Source organism: Candidatus Omnitrophota bacterium, assembly GCA_028715415.1.
Lineage (GTDB): Bacteria > Omnitrophota > Gorgyraeia > Gygaellales > Profunditerraquicolaceae > JAQURX01.
This window is the reverse complement of record JAQURX010000002.1, coordinates 1-19,778: the sequence shown is the minus strand read 5'-3', so window position 1 is coordinate 19,778 and position 19,778 is coordinate 1. Positions and strand designations below refer to the sequence as shown.

The 19,778-nt window shown below is 38.8% G+C and carries 21 protein-coding genes; all 21 read right to left on the bottom strand.

Translation table 11 applies throughout. From position 1 onward, the window contains the following. Positions 1-5 precede the first annotated feature (5 nt). On the bottom strand, positions 6-2,153 hold the full coding sequence (locus PHO70_01110) for a pilus assembly protein TadG-related protein (GenBank protein ID MDD5431579.1): 2,148 nt from the start codon (positions 2,151-2,153) through the stop codon (positions 6-8). 11 nt (positions 2,154-2,164) lie between these two features. Further along, positions 2,165-2,452: a hypothetical protein gene (locus PHO70_01105; GenBank protein MDD5431578.1), complete on the bottom strand. Its 288-nt coding sequence runs from the start codon at positions 2,450-2,452 to the stop codon at positions 2,165-2,167. Beyond that, positions 2,428-3,243, bottom strand: coding sequence for a hypothetical protein (locus tag PHO70_01100; protein MDD5431577.1), 816 nt, complete (start codon positions 3,241-3,243; stop codon positions 2,428-2,430). The genes PHO70_01105 and PHO70_01100 overlap by 25 nt, the downstream gene beginning before the upstream one ends. After that, entirely contained in the window at positions 3,243-4,031 is a 789-nt protein-coding gene (locus PHO70_01095) for a hypothetical protein (protein ID MDD5431576.1), read from the bottom strand. Before PHO70_01095 ends, PHO70_01100 begins: the two co-directional genes overlap by 1 nt. Before the next feature lies 1 nt (position 4,032). Beyond that, on the bottom strand, positions 4,033-4,425 hold the full coding sequence (locus tag PHO70_01090; GenBank protein MDD5431575.1) for a hypothetical protein: 393 nt from the start codon (positions 4,423-4,425) through the stop codon (positions 4,033-4,035). Beyond that, complete coding sequence (locus tag PHO70_01085) at positions 4,409-4,573, bottom strand: hypothetical protein (GenBank protein ID MDD5431574.1); 165 nt, start codon at positions 4,571-4,573, stop codon at positions 4,409-4,411. Before PHO70_01085 ends, PHO70_01090 begins: the two co-directional genes overlap by 17 nt. Before the next feature lie 19 nt (positions 4,574-4,592). Further along, the gene (locus PHO70_01080) at positions 4,593-4,787 is read right to left on the bottom strand and encodes a hypothetical protein (GenBank protein ID MDD5431573.1); all 195 of its coding nucleotides are present in this window, start codon (positions 4,785-4,787) and stop codon (positions 4,593-4,595) included. A gap of 2 nt (positions 4,788-4,789) precedes the next feature. Then, the gene (locus PHO70_01075) at positions 4,790-5,683 is read right to left on the bottom strand and encodes a type II secretion system F family protein (protein MDD5431572.1); all 894 of its coding nucleotides are present in this window, start codon (positions 5,681-5,683) and stop codon (positions 4,790-4,792) included. Positions 5,684-5,696: 13 nt separating this feature from the next. Then, on the bottom strand, positions 5,697-6,548 hold the full coding sequence (locus PHO70_01070; GenBank protein ID MDD5431571.1) for a type II secretion system F family protein: 852 nt from the start codon (positions 6,546-6,548) through the stop codon (positions 5,697-5,699). Between the two features lie 33 nt (positions 6,549-6,581). Beyond that, the gene (locus PHO70_01065; GenBank protein MDD5431570.1) at positions 6,582-6,899 is read right to left on the bottom strand and encodes a hypothetical protein; all 318 of its coding nucleotides are present in this window, start codon (positions 6,897-6,899) and stop codon (positions 6,582-6,584) included. Positions 6,900-6,968: 69 nt separating this feature from the next. Further along, positions 6,969-7,325, bottom strand: a complete 357-nt coding sequence (locus PHO70_01060) for a hypothetical protein (protein MDD5431569.1) — start codon at positions 7,323-7,325, stop codon at positions 6,969-6,971. 28 nt (positions 7,326-7,353) lie between these two features. Continuing rightward, positions 7,354-7,542 carry a hypothetical protein gene (locus PHO70_01055; GenBank protein ID MDD5431568.1) on the bottom strand — a complete coding sequence of 63 codons (189 nt, stop codon included), beginning with the start codon at positions 7,540-7,542 and terminating at the stop codon, positions 7,354-7,356. A 290-nt stretch (positions 7,543-7,832) separates the two neighbouring features. Next, positions 7,833-9,812 carry a hypothetical protein gene (locus PHO70_01050; protein ID MDD5431567.1) on the bottom strand — a complete coding sequence of 660 codons (1,980 nt, stop codon included), beginning with the start codon at positions 9,810-9,812 and terminating at the stop codon, positions 7,833-7,835. Between the two features lie 130 nt (positions 9,813-9,942). Further along, the gene (locus PHO70_01045) at positions 9,943-10,284 is read right to left on the bottom strand and encodes a DUF192 domain-containing protein (GenBank protein MDD5431566.1); all 342 of its coding nucleotides are present in this window, start codon (positions 10,282-10,284) and stop codon (positions 9,943-9,945) included. A 33-nt stretch (positions 10,285-10,317) separates the two neighbouring features. Beyond that, positions 10,318-12,471, bottom strand: coding sequence for an ATPase, T2SS/T4P/T4SS family (locus PHO70_01040; protein ID MDD5431565.1), 2,154 nt, complete (start codon positions 12,469-12,471; stop codon positions 10,318-10,320). 3 nt (positions 12,472-12,474) lie between these two features. Then, positions 12,475-14,136 (bottom strand): TonB family protein, encoded by a 1,662-nt coding sequence (locus PHO70_01035; protein ID MDD5431564.1) that lies wholly within the window; start codon positions 14,134-14,136, stop codon positions 12,475-12,477. Positions 14,137-14,152: 16 nt separating this feature from the next. Then, positions 14,153-14,986, bottom strand: coding sequence for a Flp pilus assembly protein CpaB (gene cpaB, locus PHO70_01030; GenBank protein ID MDD5431563.1), 834 nt, complete (start codon positions 14,984-14,986; stop codon positions 14,153-14,155). Between the two features lie 44 nt (positions 14,987-15,030). After that, positions 15,031-15,957, bottom strand: coding sequence for a peptidyl-prolyl cis-trans isomerase (locus tag PHO70_01025; protein ID MDD5431562.1), 927 nt, complete (start codon positions 15,955-15,957; stop codon positions 15,031-15,033). A gap of 39 nt (positions 15,958-15,996) precedes the next feature. Next, positions 15,997-16,248 (bottom strand): hypothetical protein, encoded by a 252-nt coding sequence (locus tag PHO70_01020; protein ID MDD5431561.1) that lies wholly within the window; start codon positions 16,246-16,248, stop codon positions 15,997-15,999. Positions 16,249-16,309: 61 nt separating this feature from the next. Then, positions 16,310-18,580: a tetratricopeptide repeat protein gene (locus PHO70_01015; GenBank protein ID MDD5431560.1), complete on the bottom strand. Its 2,271-nt coding sequence runs from the start codon at positions 18,578-18,580 to the stop codon at positions 16,310-16,312. A 15-nt stretch (positions 18,581-18,595) separates the two neighbouring features. Beyond that, the coding region (locus tag PHO70_01010; GenBank protein MDD5431559.1) for an ABC transporter permease at positions 18,596-19,778 on the bottom strand (1,183 nt) is incomplete at its 5' end.

Below are 19,778 nucleotides of genomic sequence, written 5' to 3'. Positions count from 1 at the left end.
CCTCCTTAAAACGAACACTGGGAATAATCTTTTTTATACTGCTCTATTTCAGCCTGCATTGCATTAATTTCATTCTGTTGCACTCCGCCTTCTCCTATATGCTCTCTTATAGTGTTCGTGGATTCTCCGTAAGCCTGCGTTTCCGAGCCAACAGTAGAATTTAACCTGTCAGCTTCTCCATTAAGAAAGCTTGCTCCTCCGTCAAGAAAACTTGCGCCTGCAAGAATACCATCCTTTATTTGAGGAAGCGACTTTATCAACTCCAGTAATATCGGAAGCAACTGTGGATCCATCAGGATTTGAATCCAAGTTAAGATGGATTGCAAAGAATTTACTATGTTCTGCACCTTATTATCTATCGCACTAGTCCCTTCTCTGGTTTCCGCAGCGCTCAAAGAAAGCCCTGAGCCTATGCTAGTATAACTTGATGCCAAAGCATTGCTATCTTCTGTAACAGTTTGAGCATACCCATCTACATCATTTGCATTTGCTTCCATTGAATCACTGCTTGCCTGAAGATTATCCAACTGCTCTTGCAATAAACCTACTTTGCCTTCTACTTCTTTACAAACCGCGTCCTCCGGAGGATTTATCTCAGGTAAATAGATATCAGTCCATTTTATATCTGCATCAAAATTTGCTTTTGGCTGAGGTTTAATTTGACCGTCTCCCTGAAAGCTAACTATAGAATAGCTGCTAATATTTGGATACTTAGTCTGCCATAAAGTCAAATCTCCTCCAGCATGAGTTTGCGTCGTTGAAACGCGCACTAAACGATCATGCACAACATCTTCTATCCAGTCAATAATAAACAAAAGCCCATCGGCATCGCTAAAACTGGTAAATGTAGGGCCCGGCCTTAAGCCACCCAAAGCAGAAGCATTTCCTCCTACTAAAAGAGTGCTTATTGGGGCAATTGTACCAATTGCTGATGCATTTGTGCCTAAGCCAGCCTCAACAAAACCATTGCCTGCCTTGTTAGCTTCTTCACCTTTTGTTAATGCAGTTATAGCATCATTCATTGATGCCTCATAAACATCACAACTTATTCCAAGTAGATGGCAAGGCCAATAAGTATCACAAGCTCTCTCTAAAGCTTCAAGTGCCTTCTCATAATTAGTTTTTGTGTCGGTGTAAGAAGCTATTGCCTTTCCATAAGAAGCAAGGGTTGCAGAAAACTGAGAGATAGCCGCAGAAACGGTTATTAAGATTACAGCAAAAATTGCTTCTATTGCGGGAAGCGGCAGATTAGAAACTTTTAACGAAAACTTATCCACCGGACGTATGTCAACCTGCGAAGTAACCGTATGCGTCCTATTTTGCCCATCTATCCACGGGTAAGTATAAAAAGAGTTGTCTTTAACAATAAACTTCATAAAAAGCGCAAATGCCTGTTGATAATTGCTAAATTGCTGCCAATTGCCGATTCCAAAATCCGGGTCTTTTAGAATATTCCTTTTTAACTTTTGAGTTATCCCGCTATTGTTAAATAGATACTGGTGGGCAACCCTGATTGCATTCTTTCTGCCTTCTCGCGCCATTTTTCTGATAGATAAATACATAAAATTCTGCGCAACCGCAAAAAAGAAAGTAGATAACATCATTCCAACTGTTGTTATCTTTATTGCAGTCATCATGGCAGTAGCTGTTCCAATTGAAGCTTCAGCAGCTGTCATAGCTGCGAGTGCTGCAGTAGTGCTTTGAGAAGCCGATTCCGCAAATCCAATTGCAATACAAGGCAAATCACTATTAATTTCATCTAATGCTAACATTGCAGACGTATCAGCGGCCTGGCCGGCTGCTAAGCCTGCTGTTGCGCTTATTTGAGCTGCGGTCGCGGAAGTTTTAGTCAACACTAAAGCAACCAGCTGCATAGCAAACATCGTGGACATCTGCGCGAAGAATTCATCATATGCAGCCTTCATCTCTGAATTAGCATAGGCAATACTATTAAAAGTATTTGCCATTGCAGCGCCTCCGGCCAGAGCACCGGCATCTGCAGCATTTGAAGAGTCTGTCTTGATTAGACCAATCTTAGAAATATTTACAGTAACCAATGCCATTGTAATAATAACTACCAGCACCAAAATAAAAACGGGCATCATCTGCCCTTTTTCGTAATTTAATCTATTCTGGTGAAAATAAATAAACATTATTTTCCTTTTTATTTATCAATTAAGACTTGGTTTTCCGTTAATTTTTCTATAGCGTCTTTACCTCTATAATCCCACCACACCGGCTCAAGATATACATCTTTAGCTGTTCCAGCCTGTATCCTTGAATTATTATACGAAATCTGCCTTTTTACAATCTGTTTGTTACCCCAAAGCCAGACATTAATCACTCCATAAAGAAGGCTAATCATAATTATTAAAACAAGGGTAATCTCCAGAGTGTTCTGCCCCTTGTTATTCTTAATAATATTTTTTATTTTCCAATAGGAGTTTCCCATGTCCTGCCTCTCTCTACAGTTGTGCCTTCAGGAACAAACCTTGAATATCTATATTGCCCGCTTGCATCCCGATATAATCTCTGCGTAATAGAATGATTTGCTTGGGGGAATTTTGCCGGGTCAATACCAATTAAATCCGATGCTAAGCCAGTCGGTATAACCGTATAACCAAAGCTTGTCCTTATCGTATCTTTCAGTGTGGATTTTTTTGTAGTAATAATACTGTTTATGCTTTCTTGTTTAATATCCCGTTCTTTAAAATCTGTACTAACATCTGTTTTTATATCTGCAACTCCCACTGTAATACTACTTTCGCCTAAAATAGGAATGTCTATTGACGGGATGCTATCTTTTAACTCGCCCATTACATCATTTACAATTTGAGGAAGTAGCGGCTCATCATCATTAATTCTATAAATTAAACGGTCCTGCGGTTTTGTTACGCCAATTGCCGGGATCGCCCAGTATATTGAAGCATTGCCAGAGACAGGAACCAGCTGGCCTTTCCTGAAGAAATCCGAAAAATCAGTATATCTACGGTGCTGGACAAGAACATAGTTAACCGCAGCACCCGCTCCTTTGCCGCCTCCTAAAGCTTCTGGTAAATATGATTGGGGGAAAGATCCACCTGCTGTTTGAAGCGCCCTGCGAAAAGTTTCCATCTGCACATATTGCTGGTCGTTAAGTTGCTGGATATAACTAATAAGGCCCCCTAAGACCATAAATAATACAACCGCGAAAATCGACATTTCTAACACCGCCTGTCCTCTATTATTTCCGCATATAATCATTATGCACCTACCTGTGTTGATTGCGTAAGGCTTGCGATTCTCGCTTCTATTTGAGAAGCCCTATCTCTAAATTCTTGCGCCTGCCTTCTTAGGTCACTGGCATTATTGGATAAATCAGAGCTGGTCTGATTCATTGAATTAGTCCCACTTGTGATTGCAGAAAAGAAACTGGTAAAAAAATTGCCACTTAAAATATTAGCATCTGAAGACACAGAACCGCTTGTTTTATCTAACATTGCCGCCCTTTCTTCTAACATCTGCGCTTTCGTAACCAATTTATCTACCTCTGCCTGCAGCCGAGGAATATCATCATCAATTTCCCAATCATATTTTGTTTCTTCAGTAGTATGATCCGGGTTGGTATAATCTTCGCTTTTTGGAGCCTGAATATCTCCAGATTCCCAAGGAATAAAAGTTAAAAGGTTCCCGGGTAGTATGCCGCTATACAAATCCTGATCTACAGTTTTTGAATGTGTTTTTGAAGTCATGGTTGAACTTACATCTACTCCGGTACCTCCACCTGTAGACATAGATAAATCTGAAGTTGCATCATAATCCGTACTAGAGTCTCTTGTGTAAGTTTTATTGGGCAAAAGCTGGTCTACTGCTTGCTTAGGCGCGCCATTAGGGCTTAAATAAAAATCTGTTATATCCTTTGTGCGCGCTTGAATACCGCGTTTAATATACATATCCATAGTTACAAACACCATAGCCACCAAGCCGATAAGAATAGCGTATTCTGCAAACGCAAATCCTCTCTGTTTTCTTGTGTTAATTTTGTAGTTCATATCACGGCCTCACTGGCTCTTTTGCAAAAGGCAACACTGTTTCAGCCGAATTAACTGTTATATTAGTTACGTTAGGCGTAACCACCGGTTCCCCCCCCAGAGATAAACCAAGCACATCTACTGGCGGAGGGACAACGCCCTCTTCTTGTATAAATTTGTCCGAATGATTATTCTCTATTACATCCTTTGTTGTTTTATAATATGATTCCGTTGCTCCCGGAGAATAAAATGACCTTCCGCTAACCTGCTCGGCATTTGTCCTGTATTTTCCAAGAATAGCCCTTTTCATATATACGGCCATGGAAGTAACTGCCGCAACAATGATAGCGATAAAAACCAAATATTCTAATGTGCTCTGGGCTCTTCTCATATTTACCTTACCTTTTATTTTCATCCAATTCAGCCTGAACTTGTTTCATACGGGCATTTATTGCGCGCTGAATATACAAACTCATAGCTGTTAGGGCTGTAACAATAATGATAATGAGCATTGCGTATTCCAAAACGCTTTGCGCTTTTCTGCATCTAAAATTCTTAAACATAACTTTTCCCTCCAAATTCTTAATGGAATAAATGCATTGCACCAATGCTTCCTGCTATCCTGCTGGACGGATTCACAAAGTACCTATCGAATATCCCTGAACCCGTCGGATTATGCAATCTGTAAATAAAGTTACTGACGAGAAGCGCCAAAATAAAAGCCACCATAATCAAAAAATACTCAATCGTACTCTGGCCTCGTCTTAGTCTTCTCATTTTTAAAACCCCATACTGACATTGTTACGCACAAAATTTAAAATAATCGGGCCGCCTACAATAATCAAAACAACCGGTAAAATAAATGCAAAAAGAGGAAAGAGCAGTTTTATAGGTGCCTTTAAAGCCATTGCCTCTCCTCTATGGAATCTTCTTGTCCTGACCTCTTCTGACTGAAGTTTTAATGCCTCTGCCATCGGAGAACCCATCCTATCTGCCTGCACAAGAGTTCTGACGAATGAATAAACCTCTGCCATATCTATACGCCAAGCCATTTCTTTTAAAGCCTCTTTCCTGCTTTTACCCATCTGGGTCTGGCGGTATACTTCACTTAATTCCTGCGTTAAGTCGCACTTGGGTAATTCTTTTACAACACGGTTAACTGCAAGCATAAAATCCATACCGCCGCTAACGCACAAATTTAAAAGGTCGATAATATTGGGCAGGTCCTTTCTGATATTGTTCTGGCGGATCTTAATCTGCCTTTGCAACCAAAATTCCGGAAGAATAAAGCCAACACCCAACGATATAATAAATACCAAATGCTGCGGAAATTTATTTCCTAATAAAATAAAGGCAATCAAAGGAACTGCTGTCATACAAAGTATCTTTAAGAAAATGAATTCCAAAACACCCATAGGAGAACCTGCTTTGATTATCTTTCTTCTTAAGCCAGTAGCTTTTATACGCTTCTCGAGAGCCCTAAACCGCTTAGTAATAGAAAGCCAGGCGGTATTCTGTGTTTCAATGCTAGCACTAGAACGCAAAAGTGATTGCTCTACATCATTGGAAAAAACTTCCTGCGGAAGATGCGCCTTTTCAGAAGCAGCAACCCCAATCTGGTAGAGCACTAAATATATCGCTAAACTTAAAAGCAACCCTATTATTATTAACATAATATATATTCTCCTAAATATCCACTTTGCTTAATTTGCGGATAAAGATTATCCCCATTATTTCTGAAATTATCGCGTATGCAAAAAGCATCCTTCCAAAGTTATCCTCAAAAAAGATATCAAAAAAATGCGGGTTAACCTTATAAACAAAAAGCGCAAAAAAGATCGGTAATAACGACATAATCGCACCCTGCAACTTTCCCTGAACGCACAAAGCTTTAACGCGGCTGATTAATTTATTGCGTTCCTGAATCGTAAAGACAAGGCGGGAGAATGTTTCTGTAAGGTCTCCTCCGCTCTCCCTCGCAACCATCATCGCTGTTACTACCATATCCAGATCACTTACCTTCATACGCCGGCGCAAGCTGTTCATTGCATCCTCCAAAGATACACCCATTTGCATCTGGCGGGTTACTAAGCCAAATTCTTGGTTAGCAGGAGAAGGCATTTCTTCAACCACAACTTCCAGAGCCTGCGTCATGCTCAAACCTGCTTTAAGGCAGCTGGAAAGAATCATCAATACATCTACTATTTGTCCCGCAAATTTATTCCGGCGTATTGACTCTAACTTTTTAATCACGAAGATAGGGATGATTAAACCCAACACGATTGCCCCTAAAACTATCCAAATGTTTCTGGAAACTGTAACTGCTATAATCCCGAATATTACAGGTACTAACACATCCAGAAACATCAGCTTCTGCAATGTAATATCCAGAAACATATGGTCCAGCTTTGGGGTAATATTATCCATTCTTTTTCTGCGCCAACGTTTCATTAAAATCTCAAACGCGGGGTACGCAGAAGTGACAAGAAAGAATATCACCCCAAAGACGACCAAAAATATCAAAGCTTTTACAAACATGGGCTTCTCCCCTCTTAAATTTAATTAACCTGCTTAAAACAATGTTTCGTTTGTAACGCCGCCAACTGTTTCGTTTCCAGTCCTATTCGATGTCTGATTCTGAATTGTTGTTGTTGTTTTAGAATCAGAAACAACCTCAGTACTTAAAGAAGAGGTTGAAGTAGTATAATTATAAGTTGTGTCCTCGGGATTATACTGCTTACCCATAGTATCAGCACTCTCTCTTAATTTTCCCTCATAGCCTCTCTTGATATACGTCTGCATCGCGATAAGCCCGGCAACAATAACTCCGATAAGAATCGCGTATTCCAGAGTTGACTGGCCTTTTTTTCTTAAGTGATATCTCAACATTTATTCCACCTCCCTGGGCACAAGCCCGCCCCAATTTATCCGATAAAATTGGGGGTTAAGTACATACTTTTAATCGTTATTGCCATCTTCTGCTTCCATAGTCTGCGTACCAGTTGTGGAGCTTGATTCCTTGGTAAGTTCTTTTGTAATCTCTCCTCCGCCTGTAGCAATTTTTTCACTTTCTTCTGAAGAGCTTGATCTTGTTAAATTGCTCTCAACATAATTCGGGTCATACTGGTTGCCTTTAAATATTGCTTTTGCATCTGTATCGCCTGCAGCCCCGGTATATTTTACTGCGTCATGGATTCTGCCTTGCAAGCCTCTTTTTACAAATGTTTGCATAGCAACCACAGCTCCTACAACCAACCCCAACACAATGACATACTCGGCTGTGCTTTGCGCTTTTTTGTTTAAATAGATCAACATTTTCTTCACCTCCCTCAAAAATTTTTGTTTATTCTTCGTTATCAAAATTAATCTTTGAAACTGCCTTATCAGCCTGATTAGCTACATTGCCGAACATACTTATAACCTTTTCTTTTATTACCCCCTGTGAAACAACCACGATTGCTGCAACAATAGCCGTAAGAACCAAGATATACTCTAATGTACTCTGAGCTTTTTTCCCTCTTAAACTTAACATTTTCTCACCTCCTTTAACTTATTAATTGATTTTACAAAGTCTTTACTAATTTATCCAATAAAAAACCGAAAGCCATTGACGGCTTTCGGTAACCCGGTAAAAGTTTCTCGCTCTGACCCAAAGCTAGAAATATAAAAACAATATTTTGCGAGCATACTCACCGTGGCTTTGCGCATCCACTACCTCCATAGTGGAATTGCCTTTTCGTTGCCGCCTTTCAATTGCATTCAAAATATAACATTAATATAATACAGTGTCAATGATATTTGGGAGTATAAAGAAAGCGTTTTCTAAAGCGAAAACCAGGCGCGCAGGCCGTTAAAGAAAATAATCTCTCTTTCGTTCAGTCTGTTGCAGGCGTAAGAAAGCAGCTTTTGCGAAGCATATCCTTCGGGGGTAAGAAATTTGATAAAAACACAGCCCTTTTCTTTCTTAAATGTGGTTTTAAGGCTATAAAACTGCTCTTTCATCGACGAGAAATCTGTATCTTCAGACCCGGGAGGTAGAAAATGATATTTTACGAACATATCCAAAAGTTTCAGATACTGGTTGAAAATCGTTTTGATATCAATGTTTGCCACAGTAAATAAATCTGCAGAAGCTGAGGAAAAATATTTCTGCGAATTCGCGGTATAAGTAAATAATTCAACTTTTCGGCTAAAATCCTTAAAAGCCTCTTCAAAGTTCGGCCAACGGCCAAGATACGGCTCAATCAATAAATCCGGGCTAGTATCTATGGGAAGATTACTTAAAATTACCAACCTGGTTTTCTCGTTAAGATTTGTTTTTATTGCATAGCCTCTTAATGTAAGTGATTTATCTCCAGATACTTGCGATAAAATAATCCCGAGGGAAGCTATAAATAACTCTTTTTTGCAAACATTGGATTGATACGGTTTAAATTCCCCGGATAAACTTACTTTCCGGCTCTGAGTAAATTGCCACGGCCATAAGCCAAAAATAAAAAACCTTCTTCGGGCTGTTTCAACTGGGATTACTTCAATTTCTTCAAGATTATCCGCAATCAGAGAAAGTGAACGTATTTTTCTTTCTCTTGAATCAAGACTTAAAGCAAAATTAAAAAATTCATCAGTTGGAGAATCATAACCCGGGGCCATACCGAGGATTAACGGCTTTTCTTCAAAGAAATAATTATTGATGTAACCCTTTACATTATTTACAGTTAGGTTAAAACTATGCGGTATATGCGGTGTTGACCACACTGTTTGAAACTGCCCATCCAAATACAAGATACTTCCGTTAGAAAGATCTAGCTTAATACACCTCACTTCCTGCGCCGAGGTGTCAATAATACGGATTATATCAGTATTAACTGGCTTAACCTTCTGCAAATCATCAAGATATGTCAAAATTGCATCTAAAGTGACATTTCGTCCAACTAAAGACCATAATTTCTCCAAATCATCTTCCTGCCCACCAGCTACTCCTTGGAATAGAGGCAAATAAATTGCACTCTCAGTCTTAGCTAAAAGAGCGGCATCAAGAGACATAATTCTACTCCTGATCGCATCAGAAATTATACTGCTTCCACCAATAATAAAATCAGCAGCTTTTAAAAGAACCGCTCCAGTTGAGACTAATTCCTCATAAGATTCATTTTTCTTAACTTCTTCTCTTGCAACAGGTAATATTGCAGGCTCGACAACTTTTTCTACTACAGGCTCACTAATTTCTTCTTTTTCTGGTTCTTTTTCAATAACTTCTTCTGGAGCAACAGGTTGAGCTAATTCTTCTTTAGCCAAAATAGGCTCTGGAGGAGGAATCAGTTCTTCTTGCTTTTCAACAATAACCGGCTCCTCTGGCTTTTCTATTTGAACCTCTGGCAATTCCTCTTTCTTTTCTTCAATTGGTTTTTCTTCTGGGAGAATTATTGGTGTTTCAGGGGCTTCTTGCGGCGGTTTTATTTCTTCAACAGGTTCTTCAATTTTAGGAATACTGATTGGCTGAGCTATTTGCTCCGGCTTTTTCTCGACGGGAACCAACTCTTTTGAAGGTGATTCTAGAGGCGGTTCTTTTGATTCAACAATCTGCTCCTTGGGATGATGCTTGTGCTTCTTAAGCCTCCTTCCAATCGGCATACTTAAGCCAGCATCTTTAATTATTGCATTAATAGTAGACTTTGATAATTTAATTTTAAATTCAGATTCAATAAGCTCAGTAAGGCCACGACAACTAATAATTGGATTAATCTTCTTCTTCTCAACAATAAAATCCTTAATTTCCGGCCTTAATTTATAAATTACACCCATACCTACCTCAAGCACTCCAGTTTGGACATTTTTATATAGCAATTAAAGTGTACCAAATAGATTGGACATTGTCAAGAACTCTGATTGGACATTTATAATAAGGTTTAAACAACTGAAAAGGACAGATAGGCTATGATATTAAAAGGCAATCACCTGTTTTAACTTGGGTTTTATTGATTGTTCCGGCGGGTAATTCAATCACGTAGCTTGCTTCAAAATAAATTGGGCTTAAGCGAAATGGCGGAAGATTTGGGATACATTTAACTACTATATTTGCTGCATCAACAAATATAACATCAATTGAAATTTGCATAAAAAAAGTATGGATTGAATTACATGGCTTAATAATAAGTGCATGTCCTTCTTTAAACTCTTTAACTCCCAAAAGCCCCTTTGCTTTTTTAAAAAAAGATTGCGCTATAATAACTTCGTTGGCCAAACTTATATTTGTAGTTTTATTGATTATTTGCATTTTAGTGACAAGAAAGGAATTACTATCTAAAGATTAAGATGATTTAAATATATCAGCGGGGATTGGTATCCCTTTAATCTTAAGTTCTTCAATAAATGCAGGGATGTAACCAGTGGCTTTAAATTGACCGACAACATTATTCTGCGCATCAATGCCGGTTTGCTTAAAGACAAAGATATCTTCTAAACCTATATGAATATCGTCTTTCATGCCTGTAATTTCCGTAATCTGTATAACTTTCCGGGTTCCGTCGGACAAACGGGCAGTGTGAATTACGATATCAATTGCGGAGGCAATCATTTCTCTAATCGCCCTGATAGGCAACTCAACACCAGACATTAAAATCATGGAGTCAAGGCGGACTAAAACATCCTGTGTAGAATTTGCATGGATTGTAGTTAATGAACCATCGTGGCCTGTATTCATCGCCTGCAGCATATCCAATGATTCAGCCCCTCGGCATTCTCCGATAATGATTCTATCAGGCCGCATTCTTAAAGAGTTACGGAAAAGATCGCGAATTGTAATTGCTCCCTTTCCTTCAATATTAGGTGGGCGTGACTCAAGGCGCACGCAATGCTCCTGTTTTAATTTTAATTCGGCAGCATCTTCAATTGTAATAATTCGCTCATTCTCCGGGATAAACGTAGAGAGCACATTTAAAACGGTTGTTTTTCCTGAACCGGTTCCTCCCGAAACAATAATATTTTTTCTTGATAAAACGCAGCCGGCAATAAAATCGCGCATTGGTTCGGTTAAAGTATTTATACGAAGCAAATCGTCAATAGTAAGACGCTCTCTTCCAAATTTTCTAATCGTAAGAGTCGGGCCGGATAAAGCAAGCGGAGGAATAATTGCATTTACGCGCGAGCCATCAGGAAGGCGCGCATCCACCATTGGGACTGACTCATCGATCCTGCGGCCCAATGGAGCAATAATCCTCTCAATAACCTGGCGCACCTGTTCATTTGAAAGGAATCTTTTGGGAGATAATTTAATTTTCCCGCCTCGTTCAATATAAATCTGGTTTTTATTATTAACCATAATATCTGATATGTCCGGGTCATTTGCGAGGTCTTCCAAAGGCCCCAAACCAAGAGCCTCATCAGCAATCTCTTTAACTAATCTTTTTCTTATTTCAAATGATGAGAGAAATACACCGGTCTCTTCTGCTAGAGCAGTAGAGATATGCCCTTCGGTTTTATCCCTTATCTGGCGCGCTTTAACCGGATCAGTCATGTCAATTTCAATATGTTTTAAATCCAGTTTTTCAATTAATTTTGAATGGATTCGTTTCTTTAACTCAATAATCTCATCTTCTTCTTGAGTATCGGTTTCAACAAGCGCATCCTTCGCTAGATTAAACCTCTGCCAAAACTCACCTTCCTTAGGCAATACAACTTCTTCTCCAGCGGCAACTGCTATTTCTTGACGTTCAAGGAAAAGATTTGGTTTTTCAATAAGGTCTTTCTCAAGTTTTCTTATGGCAAGGGCTACTTTTGAACGAGGAGAATCTATAACAACCGGGGTTGCGCGGTTTAATGCAAGGCCAACAGTTTTTCCCTCTGAAGGGATTCTCCCAATTATTTCAACGGGTATCGCGGCGCGCACTTCCTGCCAACTGACGCTGCCTGCGCTCTCAGCGCGGTTTAAAACAATCTTTATCATATTAAGAGGGATATGCAAAGACTGTAAAGAATCAAGTGACCATTTTGTTTGATAAACTGAAATTACGTCGGGAGTTACAACTAAGAGGATTAAATTGGTATAATTAAAAGTAGAAAACAAACTTTCCGTAAAAGCCCGCCCTGCATCAATAAGAATGAAATCATAATTCTTATCCAAATAATCAAGGACGCATTTAATTCTATCGCTATCCAGATGCACAGCCTGCCGCGGGTTTAAGACTGCCGGTAAAAAATCAACCCCGAAATTGGGAATTTTTACCATATAATCCTTCAATGATACAGCTTCGGGATTTTTCTTTATATTTTCGGCAAGGTCCAATAAAGATTTGCGGCTTTGAACATTAAGTAGCCGCGACATATCCCCTACTGCTTGAAGATCAAGGTCAATAAGGGCGACTTTTTTCTTGGAATAGTACCCAAGGCTTACAGCCAAATTCATTGAGACAAAAGTCTTCCCAACGCCGCCTTTTGTGCTGAATATTGAAATTGTTTTGGACATATTTTAATCAAGCCGATAGGCTATTGGTACGTCTATCCAAATATCCTGAGATGTTATTGCGGGAGGAAACGGAGGATAACTTCCGATGCCCCGGGCTGTCTTTACCGCGCTTTCATCTAATATTTTGTATCCGGAAGTTTTCTTAACCACTGTATCCAAAAGATCCCCCTGATACGAAAGATGCAAACTTAATTTCACTGTCCCCTCAAAACCGCTTTTCTTGGCTGCTGCAGGAAACTCCAAATTATCAGTAATTCGCTTTTGAATTAAAGAAGCATAGTTACTAATTGGTGAGGAAGATGTATTCACGGGCAAAGAAGGCTTAACAAAATCCCGGGGTTCTGGCTCTTTCTTATTTTTTTTACTATCCGATTCCCTACTAACAATTTTCGGAGTAAGCGTAATAAATAATTCTGTATCCCCTTTCTCGCCGCTTCCACCACCAGTAGTCGTAATTTTTTGTCTAAAAAATGATCCTAAAACGGGGATATCAGCAAGCCAAGGGAATTTACGTAAATCCTCGGAGGTTTTCTGCTTTATCAAACCTCCGATAGCTAAGGTCTGCTCATCTTCAAGAAAAAGCTCTGTAGACGTGGAACGCTTAGTAAGCGGATATGCCTTTGCCGTAATTGAAGTCGTAGTCCCTATGGTTTCAGCTTCCTGCAACTCGCTTACGTCAACCTTTAAATTTAATTTGATTTTTTCATCAGCACCTACGGTTGGCTTAATATTTAGCTTAATTCCGTACTCCTTGTATTCTACCTGAGTTCCTGAATTTCCTGTTGTAGCAGCAAGTGTTGTGCTAAATATCGGCTTTTCTCCTCCTACCAACAACTCTGCTTCTTTCCCACTCTGGCAGGCCAAACGCGGGCGGGAAAGAATCCTTGCTTTTCCTTCTTGAATCAACGCATCTAACTTGACGCCAAAAGCATTACGGCTATAATTTACAACTTTATACAAATTTGAAAGTTTTGTTCCGGCATTTGTAACCGAGAAACTTGTGGAAGGAGAAGCTCCTTGAACAATTGAAGTAACTCCTGTAGTAGCAATACCCGGAGAAGCAACTTCATTAATCCAGAATTGCCCGGGCCAGCTAAACCCTAATGAAGTAGTCCCGTCTTTATCAAGCTCTAATATCTGCACGTCAATTTCAACTACTGCCTGTTCTTCTTTTACCTCAATAAGGTCAATTGTCTTATCTTTTAATGCTCCAAGCGCAACTCCAATTCTTTCTCTGTCTTGCGGGTTTTTTACCCGGCCCATAATTAAAATCTTGCCCTCATCATCGGCAATATTGGTTTTCACCTCATCTAATCCTAAACCGGAAATTAAACTGTCTACTCTTCGCTTTAACTCTATAGTGTCTTCGGGGACAACTCTGATTTTCATTGATTGTTCGCCATAATTATCCCAATAAACCAAAGTAGTGACTCCTGATAATTTTGCATTTACGGAAATCTCGGTATTCGTGACATCCACAATGTCTGCAACCTTAGGATTTCCTATAACTACTCGGGTAGGCGATAATGTAGGAAAAACTTTTGACTCTCCGACTATCATACGGATTGTTTCTTCATTCTCCGCAGTAATTAAAACTGGTTTGTGTGCCAATAAAAAAGATGAAAACAAAATTAAGCTACAGAGAATCTTATATTTTCTCGTCATTATCTATCCTTTTCTTCTAATCCAAAGGTTTTACTTCTTTTTGCAAACCGCGGTATATTTCAACCGTTTTACGAGGCTTTGGAGCCGGCGCCTCTTCTCCTCTTTCAAACATTTCCGGTATAGTCATTCTTAATACAGATTCCCAATTAGCAGGAGCAATTCTTTCAGATCCGCTGTCTCCGGGAGAACGAAGGATTAAACGAATTCTGCCTTGTTCCTGAATAAATGCGATAAGATTCGCTTCCTGAGGCGCTAATGCCAGAGTAATAATTGGAGTTTGCCTTTTTTCTCCTTTTTGCCCGCCGGGGACTGCTGCATATTCTTGCCCAACAGCTAAAACCAAAACATCCTGAAAAAGCGGCGTAGTATTCATTTGGTTACTGGGTTTTCCATCCTGGCCTATCCCCGGGATTGGTATCATACTGACTACATCTACATGGTCTCCCGGCCTGATCATCCCTCCAACAGAAGAAATATTATCTACTGGAATTGTAATCGCTCTTTTTCCCCGGGGAATTTTTGTCGATAACGAAACTGCTTCTCCCGAAAGAGTAACTTTATTAAGAAGCACTTGCTCACCTTTAGATATAGGAGCAATTGTAATTCTATCCACAACCCTATCCAAGGAACTTGCGGCGCGAGGCTGAATCAGAGACTTACTGATTATTTCTTCTTTAACCATAGTGTCTTTAATAGCAGTCCCCGAAGCAATATCTTGCTTTGCAATGACAACAGTTGCCAGTTCTTTTCTCCTCTCCTGCTCTCTCTTTCTGGTTTCATCTGCTGTCTGCTGGATATAAATATTAATTAGATACACCGCGACTAAACCGGCGACAGCCGCTATAATCATCGGGAGGTACTTTTTATCAATTGGGAGTTTTGGCATATCCATATTTAGTCTACCTTGCCTTCATATATCTCTATTTTTGTTTCTCCGGTTAATTTATTAGCCAGGCTTTCAATAGCTTTTTGCTGTTTCTCAAATAATAAATACGACTTTATATTGTCCCAAAGCTCAGAAAGTGATTTTGCTTCCGATTTCTTAACGCTTTCCAGCTTTATAATATAATAGCCTTCTTTGCTTTTAAAAATATTGCTGATGCTCCCCGTATCTAGAGTAGGAGAAAAAGCTACTTCATAAAACTTATCCGGCCTTATTCTTTTTGTAGTATCCATTTCTAAAGAAATAAAGCCTAAGCTTCCACCTTTAGCTGCAGTAGGAGATTTAGAATATTGCCGGGCAAGTGTCGCAAAATCTCCCCCCTTTAAGAGCTCAATATTTACCTGTCTTGCATCTTCTTCCGTCGGAACAAGTATCTCAGAAATTTTTCTTTGCTCCGGCTCTTTTAACATATCTTTATTTTCTTTATAAAAATCCTCTATTTCTTTACTGGTAACATCTATCTTCTCAATTTCGCTGCGCAATAATTCTGAAACTAAAAGCGTAACTTTACCATTCTCTAATTTTCTTTCAATATCCGCTCTTTTATCAAGCCCTCTATCCAAAGCTTCCTGATAAAGTATATATTTACGCACCGCGTCATTCTTTAAATAATCTATCTTTTTTTCACGGGTATCAATTTTACTCTGAGGCATGCCCTGGGTAGTGACCATATTGTTAAATGCATCTATTTCTTTATTTAAATCATCCTTAGTAATATAAAATCTCCCTATCTTTGCGACTATATCGCCTGCTGGGGCCCTGCTCTCTTCCTGCTTAATTTCCTTTTTCTTTGGGAAAAACGGGAGATTATCACAACCAGAAAACAGAACTATAACTGCCGCAATAATTAAAAAATTATAAAGCCTCATTCTTAACATCCTACCTCCTGAAAAAAAATAAATTAGTCGTTTAAAGAATTAGGCGTTACTGTCTTTTTTGATTTCGTTAATGATTTTTATCAAGAGGTCCGCGATTTTTGCTATAAGGAAAAGGAAGAAAAAAAAGAAGGCATATACTGCTAATACAACTATCCCTTCCCAATAGCTATGTCCCGGCACAATACCCAAGATAATAGACACGCCGCTTATTAAACCTAAAACCAAAAAAATCCAGGCAGTTATTTTTACCACTGCACTGGATATCTTTAAAAAACCTAGATGCTCACGCATTAGATCTCCTCTTAGTTATTATTCTTTTATCATAAAGCAATTAAAAATGCAAGAGAATTCTTTAAAGTTTTTCATGCTCAAAAATTTTCTTTATCCGCATCTCTAATTCTTTGTATAACTTAGCGTCGCTCTTTGATAATTCCAATGCTTTGCTTGCTTCTTTTCTAGCCTTTGTTATTATTACCGGATTTCTTGATTTTTCCCCTAATTGAAATAGGCTCTCCGAAAGTTTAAGGCGCAATCTTGGATCTTCTGGGTTTAGTTTAACGGCGTTCTCAAAAGCACTTACAGCTCCCCTTAAATCATTCCTGGAATAATATGCCATGCCTAATTGATAGTAGGCCGGAGAATATTTTTTGTCAATTCTTACTACTCCTTTTAGGATAGTAACAGCAAAACTATTATCTCCTAACTTTCTTAAGCATAAGCCCAAGTTAGTCAGAACTTCGGGATTCTTCGGAAGGAACAACGCGGCGTGGCGTAACGCACTGAAAGCTAAAGAGTATTGGTCCTGCTTTAAATAAGCTCGGCCTAAGATACTGTATGCTTCACCGCAGGCCGGATCTACCTCCAAAGCATTTTTTGCCTCTACTATAGCGGCATTATTCTCTCCTAGAAGAAGCAGAAGATTTGCATACTTTAAATATAAAGACGGATAAACTCTTCTTAGCCCGATCTCTTTCGTATTTACAGGCAAAGGGTTATATTTGCCCGAGCCTAATGAATATTTATTTAGCAATTGCTGATATAAAGGAAGGTTTCTTAAAAACACAACTCCCGCATCATCAAAAAACACCAACCTCCACTGCGGGTTCTTATAAATATAGGGGACTATACTGTATATTTTAGTATTTGAAAGCGTGCTCAATATAATTGTATTTACATTATACTTACTAACTAATTTTTCAAAAACAGCTCTTTTCCCATCCATTGCTTCCTGATAATCCCTGTAAAAAACTTCTCCATATACTTCGGTCCGGCCATCGATAAATACCTTTATCTTTGGATATCCTTTGTATATTAAATAGGCGCCTGAATTAAAATCATTTAAGATATTATCCGGTAGGTTATTATTAATAACAAAATCAACTGCCTTTACAGGAAACCTTCTATTATCTATACCGCAACCAAGATATACAAATTTATTGGCAGTAAAATCATAATACTTCTGTGAAGAGACAGAGAGAATTTTGGATACGAGCCAAACAATAATTATTAAAATTATTCCTATCCTAAATAAATAATAGACTGTTTGCTGACGGGGAACCTTAACTTTAATATTTGAGCTCATTGAAGTTATGGTTTCTCCGAGGTAAGAAATTATAATTAAGAAAGCCGCGACCGAAGAAAAAGATACATTGCGCACAGTAAGCCCAAAGAAAAAAAAGAAAACCGCAAGCAAAATCTCAACAATCTTCAACCTCCTAAAATTCATCAACATGGAAGAAAAACATAAAACAAGCAGGATAGGATAATAATTCCCGATGTCTTTAATTAACCGGAATGTAGGCCTTAGTTCTTGGATATGCTCACAGAATATTTTACTCTGGCCTAAAAATATTTCTTTAAAGACCACAAAAGGATAGAATGCGCCGTTTAACCCGCCTTGATTAAAAATACAGGCGAAAGAAGAAACAAAAAATAAAAGGATGAGCTGTTTAAACGCTTTATTGCTTAAGGGAAATTCTTTTCCCCATCTCCAAGGTAATTTTTTTGAAAACCTCCTTACCGACTCTGCAATAATAAATAGCAATATAAGCGCTGGCCCGAGAAAAAAGTAAAAATGAAGGTTTACCCAGAGGATTTGAATCGGAACAAGAAACCAGACTATCCGTTTCTCAATAAAGAACCGCAATATATATAGGTAAAACGTAAAAAATAAGAGGCTGAACATTTCAGGACGGATATTAAAACGCGAGGCTGAAGCCAAAGCAACAAGTAAAATCAAAAGAGAAGTTTCCAAGTAAGATTTCAAAAACTTCCGCCCAATAAGAAATAAAATAAAGAAAGTTAAAATAATCGTGTAACTGCCAAATAAGATAAGGCCTTCTGCCTGCCATTTTTGATATATAAGATAAGACACCACCTGAAAAAGCCATCTCTGGCTTGGCCAAGGCTCGCCTTGCCGCGTAAAGGAAAAAATATCAGTTTGCGGGATTGTTTTATTCTGGATTATATATTCGCCGGTTTTTAAATGCGACCAGATATCAAGGTCAAAAATGGCACGGTGGGAATAAGCAAAGATAAATAAAAATACGCAAAGCAACAACAACATTCCAAGATATTTATCAATCCTTTCATAGTATTCATTTATTTTTAAGGGTTTTATCATTATTAAAAAATATTTTTATTCGTACCTTAATGCTTCAATCGGATCAAGCATGGAAGCTTTTTTCGCCGGCCAAATTCCAAAGATTATTCCCACTATTAACGAAAAAGTCGTTGCAAGAACTATCGGGAATAAAGAAATTTTCACTGCCCAGCCCGTAAATATTGTAATCAAAACAGAAATGCCTGTTCCTAAAATAATCCCGGCAATTCCTCCAATAAAAGACATCAAAGCTGCTTCAATAAGGAATTGTGTTAAGATATCTTTATTACTTGCGCCTATCGCCTTTCTTAAGCCGATTTCGCGTGTTCTTTCGGTTACCGACACAAGCATAATATTCATAATCCCGATCCCTCCTACCAAAAGAGAGATAGCGGCAATACAACCCAACAACAGGCTCATCGTCTTTGTGCTGGATTCCAATGCCGCCTTAATATCGGACATATTGCGTATTTGGAACGCATCTTCAACATCTTTCTGCGGTATGTGATGTTCTTTAACAAGAACTTTTAATATTTCTTCTTGCGCGCCTTCCACCAAATCGGGAGACTTTGCTTCTACATAAATCTGGTCAATATATTGCTTGCCTAAAAGCCTGTACATTGCAGTTGTTATCGGCACAAGCAGGGTGTCGTCTTGGTCATGAAAACCACCGGCTCCTTTTTGCGGCAGGATACCAATTACTTTAAAATTAATCAGATTTATTTTTATGGTTTCTCCGATAGGGTTATCATCGTCAAAAAGTTCACGGACTACTGTCGTTCCCAATAAAACAACTTTATTTCTTAACTTTACCTCTTCTTCGGTAAAGAATCTTCCGACTATGGGAGTTGCAACTCGCAGCTGTTCATATTCAACTCCTGCGCCTTCTACCTGAGTATTCCAATTCTTATTTCCATAAACAACCTGTACACGCCCGGTCACTGAAGGGCTTACATATTTAACTAAATCTTTTAGTTTCGCAATTTCAGCCAGATCTTGAAAAACAAACCGTGTTGTAGAGCCGCTTTGCATAGCAATCCCCTGCAATTTAGGAGAACCGGGCCTTACCAGCAAAAGGTTAGAGCCTAAAGAGGCTAATTGTTTCTCTATTGACTCCTGCGCTCCTCTTCCTAATGCAATCATTGCGATAACCGCAGCAACTCCTATCAGTATGCCTAAAATTGAAAGGAACGCGCGCATTTTATGCGACAACATCGCA